General features: G+C 72.4%; 14 protein-coding genes and 1 pseudogene. 6 read left to right on the top strand and 9 right to left on the bottom strand.

Annotated features, from left to right (window positions below; genetic code table 11):
* Positions 1-67 precede the first annotated feature (67 nt).
* Complete coding sequence (locus NFT33_RS14430; RefSeq protein ID WP_251676365.1) at positions 68-811, top strand: M48 family metalloprotease; 744 nt, start codon at positions 68-70, stop codon at positions 809-811.
* Between the two features lie 9 nt (positions 812-820).
* Here NFT33_RS14430 and NFT33_RS14425 read toward each other — a convergent pair whose 3' ends face one another.
* Positions 821-1333 carry a pyridoxamine 5'-phosphate oxidase family protein gene (locus NFT33_RS14425; protein WP_251676363.1) on the bottom strand — a complete coding sequence of 171 codons (513 nt, stop codon included), beginning with the start codon at positions 1331-1333 and terminating at the stop codon, positions 821-823.
* A 79-nt stretch (positions 1334-1412) separates the two neighbouring features.
* Positions 1413-2909, bottom strand: coding sequence for a phospholipase D-like domain-containing protein (locus tag NFT33_RS14420; RefSeq protein ID WP_251676361.1), 1497 nt, complete (start codon positions 2907-2909; stop codon positions 1413-1415).
* A 147-nt stretch (positions 2910-3056) separates the two neighbouring features.
* Here NFT33_RS14420 and NFT33_RS14415 point away from each other — a divergent pair, with 147 nt between their 5' ends.
* Together NFT33_RS14415 and NFT33_RS19420 are read left to right on the top strand one after the other, a co-directional pair.
* Entirely contained in the window at positions 3057-4133 is a 1077-nt protein-coding gene (locus tag NFT33_RS14415; RefSeq protein WP_244954329.1) for a mechanosensitive ion channel family protein, read from the top strand.
* Positions 4134-4802: 669 nt separating this feature from the next.
* Positions 4803-5773: pseudogene (locus NFT33_RS19420) on the top strand (methyl-accepting chemotaxis protein); the annotation flags it as partial.
* Between the two features lie 27 nt (positions 5774-5800).
* Here the strand turns inward: NFT33_RS19420 and NFT33_RS14405 are convergent.
* On the bottom strand, positions 5801-6412 hold the full coding sequence (locus tag NFT33_RS14405) for a class I SAM-dependent methyltransferase (protein WP_251676359.1): 612 nt from the start codon (positions 6410-6412) through the stop codon (positions 5801-5803).
* Complete coding sequence (locus tag NFT33_RS14400; RefSeq protein WP_149504622.1) at positions 6409-6858, bottom strand: rhodanese-like domain-containing protein; 450 nt, start codon at positions 6856-6858, stop codon at positions 6409-6411. The genes NFT33_RS14405 and NFT33_RS14400 overlap by 4 nt, the downstream gene beginning before the upstream one ends.
* Positions 6859-6954: 96 nt before the next feature.
* Between NFT33_RS14400 and NFT33_RS14395 the strand changes: the two genes are divergently transcribed.
* Positions 6955-7956, top strand: a complete 1002-nt coding sequence (locus tag NFT33_RS14395; RefSeq protein ID WP_251676357.1) for an SLAC1 anion channel family protein — start codon at positions 6955-6957, stop codon at positions 7954-7956.
* On the opposite strand, the gene katG is transcribed toward NFT33_RS14395, so the two are convergent.
* Positions 7948-10179: a catalase/peroxidase HPI gene (katG, locus tag NFT33_RS14390; RefSeq protein WP_259373345.1), complete on the bottom strand. Its 2232-nt coding sequence runs from the start codon at positions 10177-10179 to the stop codon at positions 7948-7950. The genes NFT33_RS14395 and katG overlap by 9 nt on opposite strands.
* A 108-nt stretch (positions 10180-10287) precedes the next feature.
* Positions 10288-10938 carry a cation efflux transmembrane domain-containing protein gene (locus NFT33_RS14385; RefSeq protein WP_251676355.1) on the bottom strand — a complete coding sequence of 217 codons (651 nt, stop codon included), beginning with the start codon at positions 10936-10938 and terminating at the stop codon, positions 10288-10290.
* Positions 10939-11041: 103 nt separating this feature from the next.
* On the opposite strand from NFT33_RS14385, the gene NFT33_RS14380 reads away from it, so the two are divergent.
* Together NFT33_RS14380 and NFT33_RS14375 are read left to right on the top strand one after the other, a co-directional pair.
* Entirely contained in the window at positions 11042-11524 is a 483-nt protein-coding gene (locus tag NFT33_RS14380) for a Cd(II)/Pb(II)-responsive transcriptional regulator (RefSeq protein ID WP_251676353.1), read from the top strand.
* Positions 11525-11617: 93 nt separating this feature from the next.
* The gene (locus tag NFT33_RS14375) at positions 11618-12196 is read left to right on the top strand and encodes a PaaI family thioesterase (protein WP_251676351.1); all 579 of its coding nucleotides are present in this window, start codon (positions 11618-11620) and stop codon (positions 12194-12196) included.
* A gap of 12 nt (positions 12197-12208) precedes the next feature.
* On the opposite strand, the gene NFT33_RS14370 is transcribed toward NFT33_RS14375, so the two are convergent.
* From NFT33_RS14370 to NFT33_RS14360, 3 genes are read right to left on the bottom strand one after another with little or no spacing between them, the layout of a single operon-like run.
* Positions 12209-13648: a LutB/LldF family L-lactate oxidation iron-sulfur protein gene (locus NFT33_RS14370; protein WP_220786581.1), complete on the bottom strand. Its 1440-nt coding sequence runs from the start codon at positions 13646-13648 to the stop codon at positions 12209-12211.
* The gene (locus NFT33_RS14365) at positions 13645-14367 is read right to left on the bottom strand and encodes a LutC/YkgG family protein (RefSeq protein ID WP_251676349.1); all 723 of its coding nucleotides are present in this window, start codon (positions 14365-14367) and stop codon (positions 13645-13647) included. The genes NFT33_RS14370 and NFT33_RS14365 overlap by 4 nt, the downstream gene beginning before the upstream one ends.
* Before the next feature lie 38 nt (positions 14368-14405).
* Positions 14406-15197, bottom strand: coding sequence for a (Fe-S)-binding protein (locus tag NFT33_RS14360; protein WP_251676347.1), 792 nt, complete (start codon positions 15195-15197; stop codon positions 14406-14408).
* Positions 15198-15268: the final 71 nt, after the last annotated feature.

Below are 15268 nucleotides of genomic sequence, written 5' to 3'. Positions count from 1 at the left end.
GTCAACCCTGATGCCGGGCCTGTTTCCTGCATCGGGCTGCCATGGACGGCGGCGGCGATGCACGGCGATGGGCGCCAAGACACGCGAATCCGGCCCGAAGGAGTACGACATGCGCCGGATCACGCTGACGCTGGCCCTGCTGGGGGCCCTGCTGGCCAGCACCGCACGGGCGGAGACCATCACCGAAGTGCTCGAGCGCTCGCAGCTCTCGCGGCTGGACGGCCGTGTCGCGGCCCCGGCCGACAGCGAGCGCGCCGCGCGGGTGCGCGCCAGCTTCGCGCGCCTGGTCGCGCTGGTGCCGCCGGCGCATCCGGTCGAGCTGCGGGTGATGCAGGGCGGCGTGCAGGCCGAGGCGATGCTGGGCCGGCTGCTGGTCGTGGGCGAGGCGGTCGGCGATCTGCCCGAAGGCGAGCGGCTGATGCTGCTGTCGCACGAGTACGGCCATCTGGTGCTGGGGCACTGGGACTGCCTGGTCGGCCTGTACCGCCACCACATTCCCGGCGAGGTCCGGCCCGACACCACGGATCCGGTCGCGCAGGCGCTGGGCCGCGACGGCGCGGAGCTGTCGCACCGCCAGGAGTTCGAGGCCGATGCCTTCGGCTTCCGCCTGGCGCAGCAGCTCGGCGTCGGGCTGGACGAGGCGCTGTCGCTGCTGATGCGCCGCCCGGCCGCCGGCGACACGCCGACGCATCCGGCCACCCGCCGACGCATCGCGCAGCTGCGCATGCTGCAGGCCCGCGAGGCCGGCAGCGATCCGGCGCCGCTGCGCGGCGCGACGACCGCCGCCGTCCCGGCCGCCACCCAGCCCTGACCGCCGCGTTCAGCGCGGCGCCGGCTCGCTGCGCACGCTGCCGAGCACGCCGTGCTCGCCCAGCCCCACCGGCGAGCCGCTCAGAATCGAGGCGGCCAGCGCCAGGCCACGCACCACCCGGCTGTCGGGCGCGTCCCAGTACTCCACCTTCAGCGGCACGATCTTCAGCAGCGCCAGGTCCGGCGAGTCCGGACCGTCCGGAAACCACGGGCGCGCGGCGGCCGTCCACAGCGCGTGGATACGCTCGCGGTCGTCGACCTGCTCGGCGCGGCCGGCGATCGACACGAAGGTCGAATGCACCTCGTCGCTGAAGGCCAGATTGACCGGATGCGGCCGGGCGTCCGCCTGACGCCGGCAGAAGAACCACAGCAGGCCCTGGGCGTCGAACTCCAGCAGCGTCATCGGCCGGCTCTCGAGCAGCTCGCCGGTGCCGGGCTCGGTCAGCATCGCGAAGCGGTCCTTGCCGATCAGGTCGGCGAGCTGGCGCTGCGCGGCCAGCGGGTGATCCTTGTGCTGGGACATCGAAATCTCCTTGATGAAGTCGGGAACGGGAAGGGAGAAAGGACGGACGGGGGCCGGTGGCCGGGGCCGGGCGGGCCGCTCACCACAGGCGCTCGAACATCAGCGCGGCGCGCTCGGCCAGCCGGCCCGGCCAGGGCCGCTCGCGCCAGGAGGCCAGCGTCACCGGACGCGAGTCGGCGACGTCGCGCTCGAACATGCGCTCCATCGCGGCGCCGAAATCGCGCCCGAGCACGAAGGCGTTGACCTCGTCGTTGCCGGTGAAGCTGCGCCAGTCCATGTTGCTGGAGCCCACGCTGGAAAGCACGCCGTCAACCACGAAGGTCTTGGCATGCAGCACCGAGTGCTGCAGCTCGTGGATGCGCACGCCCGCCGACAGCAGCTGCTCGTAGCGCGCGCGCCCGGCGTGCAGCACCGGCGCGAAGTCGCTCATCGACGGCAGCACCAGCTGCACGTCGACGCCGCGGCGGGCGGCCTCGCACAGCGCCTCGACGATGCGGTCGCCCGGCGCGAAATAGGCCATCGTCAGATGCACGCTGCGGCGCGAGGCGGCGATCGCGCCCAGCAGCGTGGCGTGGATGCGGTTGTCGCCGGGCTCGTCGGGGCCGCTGGCGACGACGCGCACCACGTCGTCGCCGAGGGCCTCGGCCGGCTGCTCGCGCGAGGGCTCCTGCGGCGGCGCCAGCACCGCCTCGCAGCCCTGGCGCTGCCAGGTGGTGCGCACCAGCGCATCGAGCCGCACCGCCGCCGGGCCGCGGATCTCGACCTGCGTGTCGCGCCAGCCCGACTGCGCCGGATCGCGGCCCTCGGGCGGACGCCGGCCCGACGAGCCGGCCCATGAGCCCGACGCATAGACCGCGCTGATGTTGATGCCGCCGGTGAAGGCGGTCTCGCGGTCGACGACGACGATCTTGCGGTGATCGCGGTGCAGCAGCCCCCAGTGGCCCAGGCGCCGGAGCGGATTGACCGGGTTGAACTCGCAGCTCGGCACGCCCTGCTGGCGCAGCGCCTCGAACAGCGCCGGATCGGTGCCGAAGGAGCCGACCGCGTCGCGCAGCAGCGCCACCTCGACGCCCTCGGCGCGCTTGCGCGCCAGCAGCCGCGCCAGGCGCTGCGCCAGCTCGGCGTCGTCGACGATGTAGCTCTGCACCATCACGCTGGAGCGGGCGCGCTCGACCGCCGCGAACATCGCGTCGAAGGTGGCCGGGCCGTCCTCGAGCAGGCGCACCCGGTTGTGGCTGTACAGCCGCACCCGCGACTGCGCGCCCATCACCGCCAGATGGTGGCGCAGCAGCCCGGCCTCGCCCTCGGCCGCGACCTGTGCGATCACCCGCCGCGCCGGCGCCGGCGCCATCGCGCCCTGCGGGCCGACCACCTGCACCGCCGAGGCCGCCACCGCGGCCGGCTGCAGTTCGGCCTGGCGCAGCGCCTGGTCGATCTGGTGCGTATCGGTCAGCCGACCCGCCGCGCAGGCCGACAGCAGCCCGCCGGCCAGCAGCATCGCCGCCGCGGCAGCGCGGCAGGGCCCGCAGCGGGAAGGCGCGGCGGCGGCGGAGCGATCGGAGGCGGAGCGGAACATGGCCCCAGCATCGGGCCGGAGCGCACGTGCGCCGATCGGCCGCCGCCGGCTCGGCATGTAGGCCAAGACCGACAGCCGGACCGCCCGGCGCCCGGCAGACGGCGCGCCGGCGCCGGCCGATGCTGTGGTCCAAGGAGAACACTGAACATGGACCTGGATGTCTTCGAACAATGGGGGCGCGGCGCCGGCACCTTTCTCGCCCAGGTGGACTGGCTGCAGATGCTGGCCGCGCTGCTGGTGGTGATCGCGGTGCGCGCCGCGCTGGGCAAGGGCCTGGAACTGGTCGGGCACCGCATGGAGCGGGTCGCGCAGCGCTCCAGCAACCGCTATGACGATCTGATCGCCGACATGCTCTCGGCGACCCGCCCCGGCATGCTGACGCTGTTCGCGCTCCTGGTCGGTCTGAACATGCTCGACTTCGGCGCGCGCTGGGACGAGCGCCTCGGCCAGCTCTGGTTCATCGCACTGGCGCTGCAGGCGGGGCTGTGGGGCCAGCGGCTGATCCGCGGCAGCCTGCGTCTGTACGGCGAACGCCACGCGCCGGCCGGCGCGTCGACGACGCTGCTGTCGTGGGCGCTGCGCACGCTGCTGTGGTCGGTGCTGGGGCTGGCGGTGTTCTCGAACCTGGGCATCGACATCACCGCCTTCGTCGCCAGCCTCGGCATCGGCGGCATCGCGGTGGCGCTGGCGGCGCAGAACATCCTGGGCGACCTGTTCGCCTCGCTGTCGATCGCGGTGGACAAGCCCTTCGAGGTCGGCGACTCGATCTCGGTGGGCGCGGTCTCCGGCACGGTCGAGCGCGTCGGGCTGAAGACCACGCGCATCCGCAGCATCAACGGCGAGCAGATCGTCATGTCCAACACCGACCTGCTGCGCCAGACGGTGTCGAACTTCAAGCGCCAGCAGACCCGGCGCATCGCCTTCGGCTTCGGCCTGACCTACGACGCCACGCCCGAGCAGCTCGCCGAGGTGCCGCAGCGCCTGCGCCGCCTCATCGAGGCCGACCCGCAGCTCGAGTTCCGCCGCGCGCACTTCAAGAGCTTCGGCGAGAGCTCGCTGGACTTCGAGGTGGTCTACATCGTGCGCGACCCGTCCTACGACGTCTACATGGACCGCCAGCAGGCGCTGAACCTGGCGCTGATGAAGGAGCTCGCCGCGATGGGGCTGCAGTTCGCCTTTCCCTCGCGCACCGTCTATACCGTTGCCGGCATGGCGCCAACCTGAGCGCGAATCACGCGACTGCGCTGGCGCTTTTCGGATCCTGGGCGCGGCCGCCACTCGCCAAGATGCGCATCTGACTCATCACGCACGGGATTCGAAGATGAAGATGCGCTCCCAGATCATCGCGCTTGGCCTGGCCGGCGTGGCTGCGGCTGCGGCGACGGAGGCATCGGCCTGCTGTCAGGCCGCCACCTGGGCGGCACGATCGGCGACGTGATCGGCACCAGCCAGGCGCTGCAGCACAGCCAGGAGGCCGACATGATGCATGACGCGGTGCGCGGCGATGCCCAGCTGGCGGTGCTGGGCGCGCTGCAGAACGAGCCGGCGCGCATCGACGAGGCCCAGAAGGATCTGCGCGAGCACGGCCAGAACTTCGAGCAGCAGCTCAAGGCGCTGCGCGCGCTGACGCCGGATGCGACGACGCTGGCCGCGCTCGACGCGGTCGAGCCCAAGGTGCGGGTCTATCTGGACACCGCCAGCCGGGTGGTGGCTGGCGCACGCAGCAATCCGGCGGGCGTGCAGCAGGATCTGCAGGCGCTGCAGGCCAGCTTCCTGGCGCTGGAAGACGCGATGGAGCAGCTCTCCGACAGCATCACCGGCAACTATCACCTGCAGAGCGAGGCGGCCAGCGCTGCGGTGGCACAGACACAGTGGCTGATTGCCGCCACGCTGCTGGTGACCGGCGCGCTGCTGGCCGGCGCGGCCTTCTGGCTCAGCGGCCAGATGACCCGGCCGATGCGCTCGGCGGTCGAGGCGGCCGACCGGCTGGCCGAAGGCGACCTCAGCCGCGCCATCGAGCCCGAGGGCAATGAAGAGACCCGCCAGCTGCTCGGCGCGATGGCGCGCATGCGCGACAGCCTGCGCGACATCGTCCAGCATGTGAAGTCCAACGCCGACGAGGTGGCCAACGCCAGCCTGCAGATCGCGCAGGGCAACCAGGACCTGAGCCGCCGCACCGAGGAGCAGGCCTTCGGCCTGCAGCAGACCGCCTCGACGATGGACCAGCTCAGCTCAACTCGACCGTCAGCCACAACGCCGACAACGCGCAGAAGGCCAACGAGCTGGCCAGCAGCGCCGCCTCGATCGCCGCGCAGGGCGGCCGGGTGGTCGACGAGGTGGTCGAGACGATGCGCGGCATCAACGGCAGCTCGAAGAAGATCGCCGACATCATCGGCGTGATCGACGGCATCGCCTTCCAGACCAACATCCTGGCGCTGAATGCGGCGGTCGAAGCCGCACGCGCCGGCGAGCAGGGCCGGGGCTTTGCGGTGGTGGCCACCGAGGTGCGCAACCTGGCGCAGCGCTCGGCCGCCGCGGCGCGCGAGATCAAGACGCTGATCACCGGCAGCGTCAACCAGGTCGAGCAGGGCACGCATCTGGTCGATCAGGCCGGCCGGACCATGCAGGAGATCGTCAGCTCGATCGAGCAGGTCAGCCAGATCGTCGCGCAGATCAGCCACGCCAGCGCCGAGCAGAGCGTCGGCGTCAGCCACATCGGCGAGGCGGTGACGAAGATGGATCAGGCCACGCAGCAGAACGCCGCGCTGGTCGAGCAGTCGGCGGCCGCGGCCGACGGCCTGAAGCGCCAGGCTCAGGACCTGGTGGGCGCGGTGTCGGCCTTCCGGCTCGACAGCCACGCCTGATCCGCCTGGCGCGGCCGACGCCGGGCCTCAGCCGCGCCGGCGTGCACTCCAGCGCGTCACCTGCGCCGCACCCTGGTGGCCCGGGCCCTCGTCGAGCATCACCTCGCCCTGCCAGCCCGAGAGCTCCTCGCAGAGCATGCCGAAGTCGGCGCGCAGATCCTCCAGCGTGCAGAGCATGTCGAGGTCGCGCGGCCCGCCGCTGTCGCGGCCGAGCTGCGCGGGATGAAAGGCCTCGACGATCACCCGCCCGCCCGGGCGCAGCCCCTGCGCCAGCCGGCGATGCACCTGGGTCCGCCAGGCCAAGGGCAGGTGCACATAGATCAGCACCAGCGCGTCCCAGGCGCCCGGCACCGGCGCCCAGACCTCCAGATCGCCCAGCTCGACATCGATGTCGACGCCGCGCTGGCGCGCCAGCCGCAGGGCCTTGTCCAGCCCGACCGGCGAGGCATCGACCGAGCAGACCCGGTGGCCCTGCTGCGCCAGCCACACGCCGTTGCGTCCTTCGCCGTCGCCGGGCACCAGCACCCGCGAGCCCGGCGCCAGCCGCGTCGCCTCGGCACGCAGGAAGGCGTTGGGCTCCAGGCCGTACTTGAAGGTCTCGCCCGCGAAGCGCTGGTCCCAGAACTGGCTTGCGCTCATGAGCCGCTCCCGAGCGGGCCCGAGGACGCGGGCGCCACCATCGGCCAGCCCCGTGCAGCCCAGCCGCTCATGCCCGAACCGACATGACGCACATTCGCGTAGCCGCGCTCGTGCAGCAGCGCCGCCACCCGGGCGGAACGGTTCTGGGTATTGCAGATCAGCAGCACCGGCTGGGCGGGATCACGCGGGATCTCGGCCAGCCGCGCCTCGAGCTGGCTCATCGGCAGCAGCCGCATGCCGGCAGCGACACCGGTGGCATGTTCGTGCGGCTCGCGAATGTCGAACACCAGCGCACGACCGGCCTCGAGCTCGGCGCGGGCGGTCTCGAGCGAGACCGGGGCATCGGGGCCGCCGGCCGGCGAGCAGGCCCCCAGCCAGGACAGCGGCAGCGCGGCAGCCAGCAGGCCCAGCGTCCGCCGGCGGGATCGGATCGGAAGATTCGGCATGAGCGGCGTTATACCCGGGCCGGCGCGCGCCGGACGTGCGCAGGATCATGCCCCGTCCGCCTCGCCCGAGCGGACGACTCGCTACAGTGCAGCCTCATGGCTGCCGCACCCGCACTGAAATTCCTCTCCCCCGCCTGGTTCTCGATCGTCATGGGCCTGTCCGGCCTGGCGCTGGCCTGGCGGCGCGCGGTGCCGCTGATGGGCGAGCCGGCGCTGGCGCTGTCGATCGCGCTGGGCGGGCTGGCCGCGGCGGTCTTCCTGGTGCTGGCCGGCCTGAGCGTGCTGCGGCTGCAGCGCCACCCGGAGGCCTGGGCGGAGGACCTGCGCCATCCGGTGCGCCATGCCTTCGTCGCGACCCTGCCGGTATCGCTGATCCTGCTGGGCACGCTGGGCGTGGCGCTGGACGGCCCCGGTGCGCTGGCCGAGGCCGTCTGGTGGGCCGGCAGCCTCGGCCAGCTCGCGGTCACCGTCTGGGTGCTGTCGCGCTGGTGGGCCGGCAACCGCGCCGGCGGCCTGCAGTGGGCGACGGTCACGCCGGTGCTGATCATCGCGGTGGTCGGCAATGTGCTGGTGCCGCTGGCCGGCGTCGAGCTGGGTCATGCCGAGTGGGCGGCGGCGCAGTTCGGCATCGGGCTGCTGTTCTGGCCGCTGGTGATGGCGCTGCTGCTGGTGCGCATCGCCTCGCAGGGCCTGTGGCCGGAGCGGCTGATGCCCTCGCTCTTCATCCTGGTCGCGCCGCCGGCGGTGATCGGCCTGTCGGCACTGGCGCTGGGGGCGCCTGCGCTGGTCGGCTGGATGGCCTGGGGCGTGGCGCTGGCCTGCTTCCTGTGGGTGGCGACGCAGGGTCAGCGCATCGTCTCGCAGGCCTTCTCGGTCGGGCACTGGGCGGTGTCCTTCCCGCTGGCGGCCTTTGCCGGGCTGACGCTGGAGCTGGGCCGCCAAGGCAGCGGCGGCCCGATGCCGGTGTTCGGCCCGCTGCTGCTGGCCTTCGCATCGGTGATCGTGCTCGGTCTGTCGATGGGCACGGTGCGCGGCCTGCGCCAGCGCACCCTGCTGGCGCCGGAGCCGGTCGCGACGATCACCCCGATCTCAGGCTGAGGCGCGCCGATCCGACCAGGCCGCGCCCGGCACGTCGAAGCGGTCGGCATTCATCACCTTGACCCAGGCGGCGACGAAGTCGCGCACGAACTTCTCGCGGCTGTCGTCCTGGGCATAGAGCTCGGCGTAGGAGCGCAGCACCGAGTTCGAGCCGAAGACCAGATCGACCCGGCTCGCCGTCCAGCGCGGCGTGCCGGTGGCACGATCGCGCAGCTCGTAGCGGTTGCGGCCCACCGGCGTCCAGCTCAGGCCCATGTCGGTCAGATGGACGAAGAAGTCGTTCGACAGCACGCCGACCCGGTCGGTCAGCACGCCGTCGCGGCTGCCGCCGTGATTGACGCCGAGCACGCGCAGACCGCCGACCAGCACCGTCATCTCGCAGGCGCTCAGCCCCATCAGCTGCGCGCGGTCGAGCAGCAGCTCCTCCGGCGTGGCCGCAAAGTGCTGCCGCAGCCCGTTGCGGAAGCCGTCGGCCAGCGGCTCCAGCACCGCGAAGGAGGCCGCATCGGTCGTCGCGTCGGTGGCATCGCCGCGGCCGGGCAGGAAAGGCACCGCGATCGGCACGCCAGCCGCCTGCGCCGCCTCCTCGACGCCGAGGCTGCCGGCCAGCACGATCACGTCGGCCACGCTGGCGCCGGTGTCGGCGGCGATGCGCTCGTACACCGCCAGCACCCGCGCCAGGCGCTCGGGCTCGTTGCCGGCCCAGTCCTTCTGCGGTGCCAGGCGGATGCGCGCGCCGTTGGCGCCGCCGCGCTTGTCCGAGCCGCGGAAGGTGCGCGCGCTGTCCCAGGCGGTGGCGATGCGATCGGCCAGGCTCAGGCCGCTGGCGCGGATCTGCGCGCGCACCGCGTCCAGGTCGATGTCGCTGCGGCCCGCCGGCACCGGGTCCTGCCAGAGCAGGTCCTCGGCGGGCACATCCGGGCCGAGATAGCGCACCTTCGGGCCCAGGTCGCGGTGGGTGAGCTTGAACCAGGCGCGGGCGAAGACCTCGCTGAAATGCGCCGGATCGCGGTGGAAGCGCTCGGCGATCGGCCGGTAGAGCGGATCCATCTTCAGCGCCATGTCGGCGTCGGTCATGATCGGATTGCAGCGGATCGAGGCGTCCTCGACATCGACCGGACGGTCCTCGTCGCGGATGTCGACCGGCTCCCACTGCCAGGCGCCGGCCGGGCTCTTGCGCAGCGTCCACTCGTGACCGAACAGCATGTCGAAATAGCCGTTGTCCCACCGGGTCGGATGGGTGGTCCAGGCGCCCTCGATGCCGCTGGTCACCGCATCGCGGCCGATGCCGCGGCCGCTGCGGGCATTCCAGCCCAGGCCCTGCTCGTGCAGATCGGCGCCTTCCGGCGCGGGGCCGAGCTGCGCGGCATCGCCGTTGCCGTGCGCCTTGCCGACGGTGTGGCCGCCGGCGGTCAGCGCCACCGTCTCCTCGTCGTCCATCGCCATGCGGGCGAAGGTCTCGCGCATGTCGCGGGCGGTGCGCAGCGGGTCAGGCTGGCCGTCGACGCCTTCCGGATTCACATAGATCAGGCCCATCATCACCGCAGCGAGCGGGTTCTCGAGCGTGCGCTCGCCGTCGCGGCTGCCGGCGTAGCGGCTGCCCTCGCTGCCGGTGGGCGCCAGCCAGGCCTTCTCGGCGCCCCAGTAGATGTCCTTCTCGGGATGCCAGATGTCCTCGCGGCCGAAGGCGAAGCCGTAGGTCTTCAGCCCCATCGACTCGTAGGCCATGTTGCCGGCCAGGATCATCAGGTCGGCCCAGCTGATGCGCCGGCCGTACTTCTTCTTGATCGGCCACAGCAGGCGGCGCGCCTTGTCGAGGTTGCCGTTGTCCGGCCAGGAGTTCAGCGGCGCGAAGCGCTGGCTGCCGCTGCCGGCACCGCCGCGGCCGTCGGCGATGCGGTAGGTGCCGGCCGAGTGCCAGGCCATGCGGATCATCAGGCCGCCGTAGTGGCCCCAGTCGGCCGGCCACCAGGGCTGGCTGTCGGTCATCAGCGCCTTCAGGTCGCGCTTGAGCGCCTCCACATCGAGCTGGCGCAGCTCGTCGCGGTAGCTGAAGCCGGCGTCCATCGGGTCGGTGCGGGTGTCGTGCTGATGCAGGATGTCCAGGTTCAGCGCCCGCGGCCACCAGTCGGCCTGGGCCTGCGCCGTGCGGGCGCTCGTGGGGCTGCCGTGCATCACCGGGCACTGCCCGCCGCGTGTCGTGCTGTTCGCATCCGTGCTCATCTGATCTCTCCTGGGGGGCCTGGGGGTGGGAAAGACAGGCACCGGGAAGTGCCCGTCGGGACAGGGGGAATTTAGATGTCGGCTATGAATCAATCCATTTGAATAGATTCATGCCCGCGATAGCCGGGACCCGAGGCGCCATTCCTGCCACGCCTGCCGGATCACCGCCACCGCCGCCGACAGCGCCAGCCCGCCCATGACGCCCGCGACGATCAGGTCCGGCCAGCCGCGGCCGGTGCCGAAGACGCCCAGCGCGGCGACCATCACCGCGACATTGCCGATCGCATCGTTGCGGCTGCACAGCCAGACCGAGCGCATGTTGGCATCGCCCTCGCGCCAGGCGTAGAGCATCGCGGCGACCGCGACATTGGCCAGCAGCGCCAGCGCGCCGACCGCGCCCATCGTCGTCGCCTCGGGCACCGTGCCCTGCGAAAAGCTCCACAGCGCACGGCCCAGCACCACCAGGCCGAACAGGCCCATGCTGGCGCCCTTGAGCAGCGCCGCGCCCGCGCGGTGGCGCAGCGACATCCCCAGCACCCACAGCGACACGCCGTAGTTGGCCGCATCGCCCAGGAAGTCGATCGCGTCGGCCAGCAGCGACACCGAGCCCGAGCGCAGGCCCGCGCCGATCTCGACCGCGAACATCGCCGCGTTGATCAGCAGCGCCGCCCACAGCACGCGGCGGTAGCGCCCGCTGGTCGGCGCCGGTGGCGGGGAACAGGCATGGCCATGGCCGTGATCGCAGCAGGAATCGCTCATCGGGACAGCTCCATCGTCAGATCGGGATGACGGCATTGCAAACCCTGAAGCGGCTTCAGGGTCAAGCCCTGACATCGCCCCTCGTGCATGCGACCATGCACGCATGAAGATCAGCGAACTGGCCCGCGCCACCCGCACGCCGGTGGGCACCATCCGCCACTACGAGCGCGAGGGCCTGCTGCCCGAGCCGCCACGCCAGCAGGACAACGGCTACCGGCGCTACGGCCCGGCCGATGTCGAACGGCTCGGACTGATCCGCCAGGCGCGTGCGCTCGACATGTCGCTGGGCGAGATCCGCGTGCTGCTGGCGCTGCACGACACGCCGCAGGCGCCGTGCGATGCGGTCAATGCGCTGCTCGACGCGCACATCGGCCACGTCAGCGCGCGCATTCTCGAGCTGCAGCAGCTCGAGGCGCGGCTGCTGGCCCTGCGCGCACGCTGCGCGCAGGCCAGCGACGCCGGCCACTGCGGCATCCTCGCCGGCCTGGCCTCGGGCGAGCCCGCCGGCCCGGAGGGCGCGACCGGCGACGGCAGCCTCCATGCGGGCGTGCATGTCGGCGGCGCGCACCGCGGCCACGGGCATTGACCCGGATCTGACCCGCGGGTGACAGCGCCCGGCCCGCCCGGCGTGGTCTTCTGCGGGCTCCCGGCCTGCCCGGATGCCGACGAGGAGACCCCGATGAGCCACACCGACACCGACGCCCACACCGATCCCGCCGCTTCTCCCGCCGCCACGCTGGCGCGCTGGCTCGATGACGAGCAGCGGGTGCGCGCCACGCTGGGTCCGCCGGGCGTGGCGCGGCCGGCACAGATCGCGCACCTGAGCGGCATGGAGTGGTTCGCCGCGATCCGTCGCGGCGAGCTGCCCTCGGTGCCGATCGGCGCGACGATGGACTTCCTGCCGATCGAGTTCGAGCCCGGCCGCTTCGTCTTCCAGGGCCGGCCGGACCTGCGCCACGCCAACCCGATGGGCACGATCCACGGCGGCTGGATCGCGACGCTGCTGGACTCCTGCGTCGCCTGCGCGGTGCACACGATGCTGCCGGCCGGACGCGCCTACACCACCGCCGAGCTGAAGATCAGCTATGTACGCGCGCTCACGCCGCAGGTCGAGCGGGTGCGCGCCGAGGGCCGGGTGATTCACGCCGGCCGCCAGGCCGGCTTCGCCGAAGGCCGCCTGTTCGGCCCCGACGGCCGCCTCTACGCCCACGCGACGACGACCTGCATCGTGCTGTCGACCCGCGCGGCGGAGGGCTGAACGGCTCAGCCCTCAGCCTTCATCCTTCAGCCGCTCGCGCAGGCCGCGCGCCGCCGGCCTGAGCGGCGTGCGGTTCGCGGTCCAGCCGGCCTGCCACGGCGGCGTGAGGCCGCGCAGCCGGTGCGCCATGCCGGTCAGCGTGCCGTAGAGGCCCGGGCTGGCGTTGACCTGCGCCCAGGCCTTCCAGGCCAGCGCCTCCTTCCAGTCCTTCGCGCTGGCCTGGCCGGCCAGCGGCGCGTGGCCGGGCTCGGCATCGTGCTTGGCGGCGTGACGCAGCTGCATCAGCAGCTCGGGGATCGGAATGCCGACCGGGCAGACCTCCGCACAGGCGCCGCACAGGCTGCTGGCGGTGGGCAGATCCTGCGTCGGCTCCAGGCCGAGCAGGTGCGGCGAGATGATCGAGCCGATCGGCCCCGGATAGGTCGTGCCGTAGGCCAGGCCGCCGATGCGCGCGTAGACCGGGCAGTGGTTCATGCACGCGCCGCAGCGGATGCACTGCAGCGTCGGGCGGAAGTCGGCATCGCGGTAGGCCTGCGTGCGGCCGTTGTCGAGCAGCACCAGGTGCAGCTCGCGCGGGCCGTCCAGCTCGCCCTCGCCTTCCCGGCGCGGTCCGGTGATGACGTTCAGATAGGTCGTGATCGCCTGACCGGTGGCCGAGCGGGTCAGCAGGCTGTAGAGCGGCAGCACCTGCTCGAAGGTCTCGACCACCTTCTCGATGCCGGTGATGGCGATGTGCACGTCGGGCACCGTGGTGCACATGCGGCCGTTGCCCTCGTTCTCGACCAGCACCAGCGTGCCGGTGTCGGCGACCATGAAGTTCACGCCCGACACCCCGATCGGCGCGTCGCGGAACTGGTCGCGCAGCACGCGCCGGCCGATCGCGATCAGCGCGTCGACATCCTCGGTGTAGGGCGTGTCGGGAATCTTCTCCTCGAAGAGCGCGGCGATCTGCTGCTTGGTCTTGTGGATCGCCGGCATGATGATGTGGCTCGGCCGCTCGCCGGCGAGCTGGACGATGTACTCGCCCATGTCGCTCTCCAGGCAGTCGATGCCGTGCTCGAGCATGCGGTGGTTCAGCTCGATCTCCTCGCTCACCATCGACTTGCCCTTGACCATCGCCCGCGCGCCGTGGCGCTGCGCGATCGCCAGGAAGATCGCGTTGGCGTCCTCGGGCGTCTGCGCCCAGTGGACGTGCACGCCGCGCGCCTTCAGATTGGTCTCCAGCCGCTCCAGCAGCTCGGGCAGCCTGGAGAGGCTGTACTGCCGCACCGCCTCGCCGACGCCGCGCAGCGCCTCGAAGCCGTCGCGGTCGCTGAAATGGCCGGCGCGCTTGGTCTGCAGGAAATCCATCGCGCTGCGGAAGCTCGCGCGCAGATGGTCGTCGTCGACCGCGACCCGAGTGTTGGCCTTGAACTGGCGCGGATCGACGAAGGTCAGCGGGGCTTCAGTCACAGGGACACCTCCAGGTCATTGACGAGCACGATCACCAGCGCCTTCGGGCCATGCGCGCCGAAGGCCAGCACCTGCTGGATGTCGGCGGTCTTGGACGGGCCGGTGACCAGCACCAGGTTGGTCGGCATGCCGGTGGTGGCCAGGTCCTGCGCGGCGATGGCCGCCGGCAGGCTGGCGTACAGGTCGCTGGCGCGCAGCACCGCCACATGCAGCGGCGGCACCAGCGACAGCGTGCGCGGCTCCTGCGGCCCGGGGCGCAGCACCAGCGTGCCGGTGTCGGCGATGCCGGCGCGTGCGGTGGTCAGGCCGGCGTCGATGCGGTCGAACAGCTCGGTCTTCCAGTGCTCCAGCGGTCGGTCGAAGCGGCAGGTCTCGACCTCGGCCAGCGCGGCCATGAAGCCGGGATCGGCGGCCGGCCCGCGACCGACGGCCACGCGGCGCGCGCCGTGCTCGGCCAGCACCGTGCGCACCACCGCCGACCAGTCGGCGGGCGTGGCATGGCGCAGGTCGGCGCGCCAGCCGCGCGCGGCGGCCTCGAACGGGCCGATCAGCGCGGCCGGATCGATGCGTGCACCCAGGCGGCCGCGGCCAAACGGCCCGGCGTGATAGGCCGCCAGCGAGGGCGCGGGCAGCGGCTGCGACGGCGCGCTCTGGCGCAGCCGGGCGAGGATGGCGCCACGGGCGGCGCCGGTGTCGGGGGACGAGGTGGACGAGGTCATGCGGAAGGCTCGGTGATCCGTCGTTGATGCGTCGAGGGTCAGTCGGTGACCTGCTGCGCCGCGCCCGGCAGGCCCAGGCGCTCGCGCAGGAAGCTGCCGAGGTGCACGCAGCGCGGCTCGCCGGCGGCGCAGCCGCCGCGCTTCTGGGCGGCGTGGTGCAGGTTGAGCAGGCAGCCGCAGTCGGCGCTGACCAGCACCTCGGCGCCGGCATCGCGCACGCTGGCGAGCTTGTCCTCGACCATCGCGCCCGAGATCGCCGGATGACGTGCCGAGAAGGTGCCGCCGAAGCCGCAGCACTCGGCCTCGCGCGCCTGCGCCACCACCTCGACGCCGGGCAGCGCCTCCAGCAGCGCGCGGCTGGGCACATGCACGCCCATCTCGCGCCGCGCCGAGCACGAGGTGTGCAGCGCCACCTTCACCGGTCGGTTGGATGGCGCCGCGGCCAGCCGCTCGCCCAGCCCCAGCACGTCGCGCGCGAAGGTGCTGAACTCGACCACCCGCGCGCCGATGTCGCGCGCCTTCGCCAGCCGCGCCGGATCCTCGGCGAACAGCCGCGGCCAGTGGTGCACCATCATCCCGGCGCACGAGCCCGAGGGCACGACGATCGGCCAGGCCTCGGGAAAGAGATCGAGCTGCGCCGCCGCGACGGTGCGCGCCTCGTCGGTGTAGCCGCTGGTGTAGGCCGGCTGGCCGCAGCAGCTCTGCGCCTGCGGGAACTCGACCCGCAGGCCGGCGTCGCGCAGCAGCGCGATCGCGTCCATGCCGGCCTGCGGCGCCATCAGGTCGACGACGCAGGTGGCGAAGAAATAGACGGAAGAAGGCTTGGGCATGGCGATCGGGCGGTGGCGGATCCGGTGGGACGCTGGGGAAGCCGATGATGCGCGTGCCCTGGAATGCCTCT

Source organism: Sphaerotilus sp. FB-3, from assembly GCF_023706025.1.
In the GTDB taxonomy this organism is placed as follows: domain Bacteria; phylum Pseudomonadota; class Gammaproteobacteria; order Burkholderiales; family Burkholderiaceae_C; genus Sphaerotilus; species Sphaerotilus sulfidivorans.
This window is presented reverse-complemented; position numbering and strand designations above follow the sequence as displayed.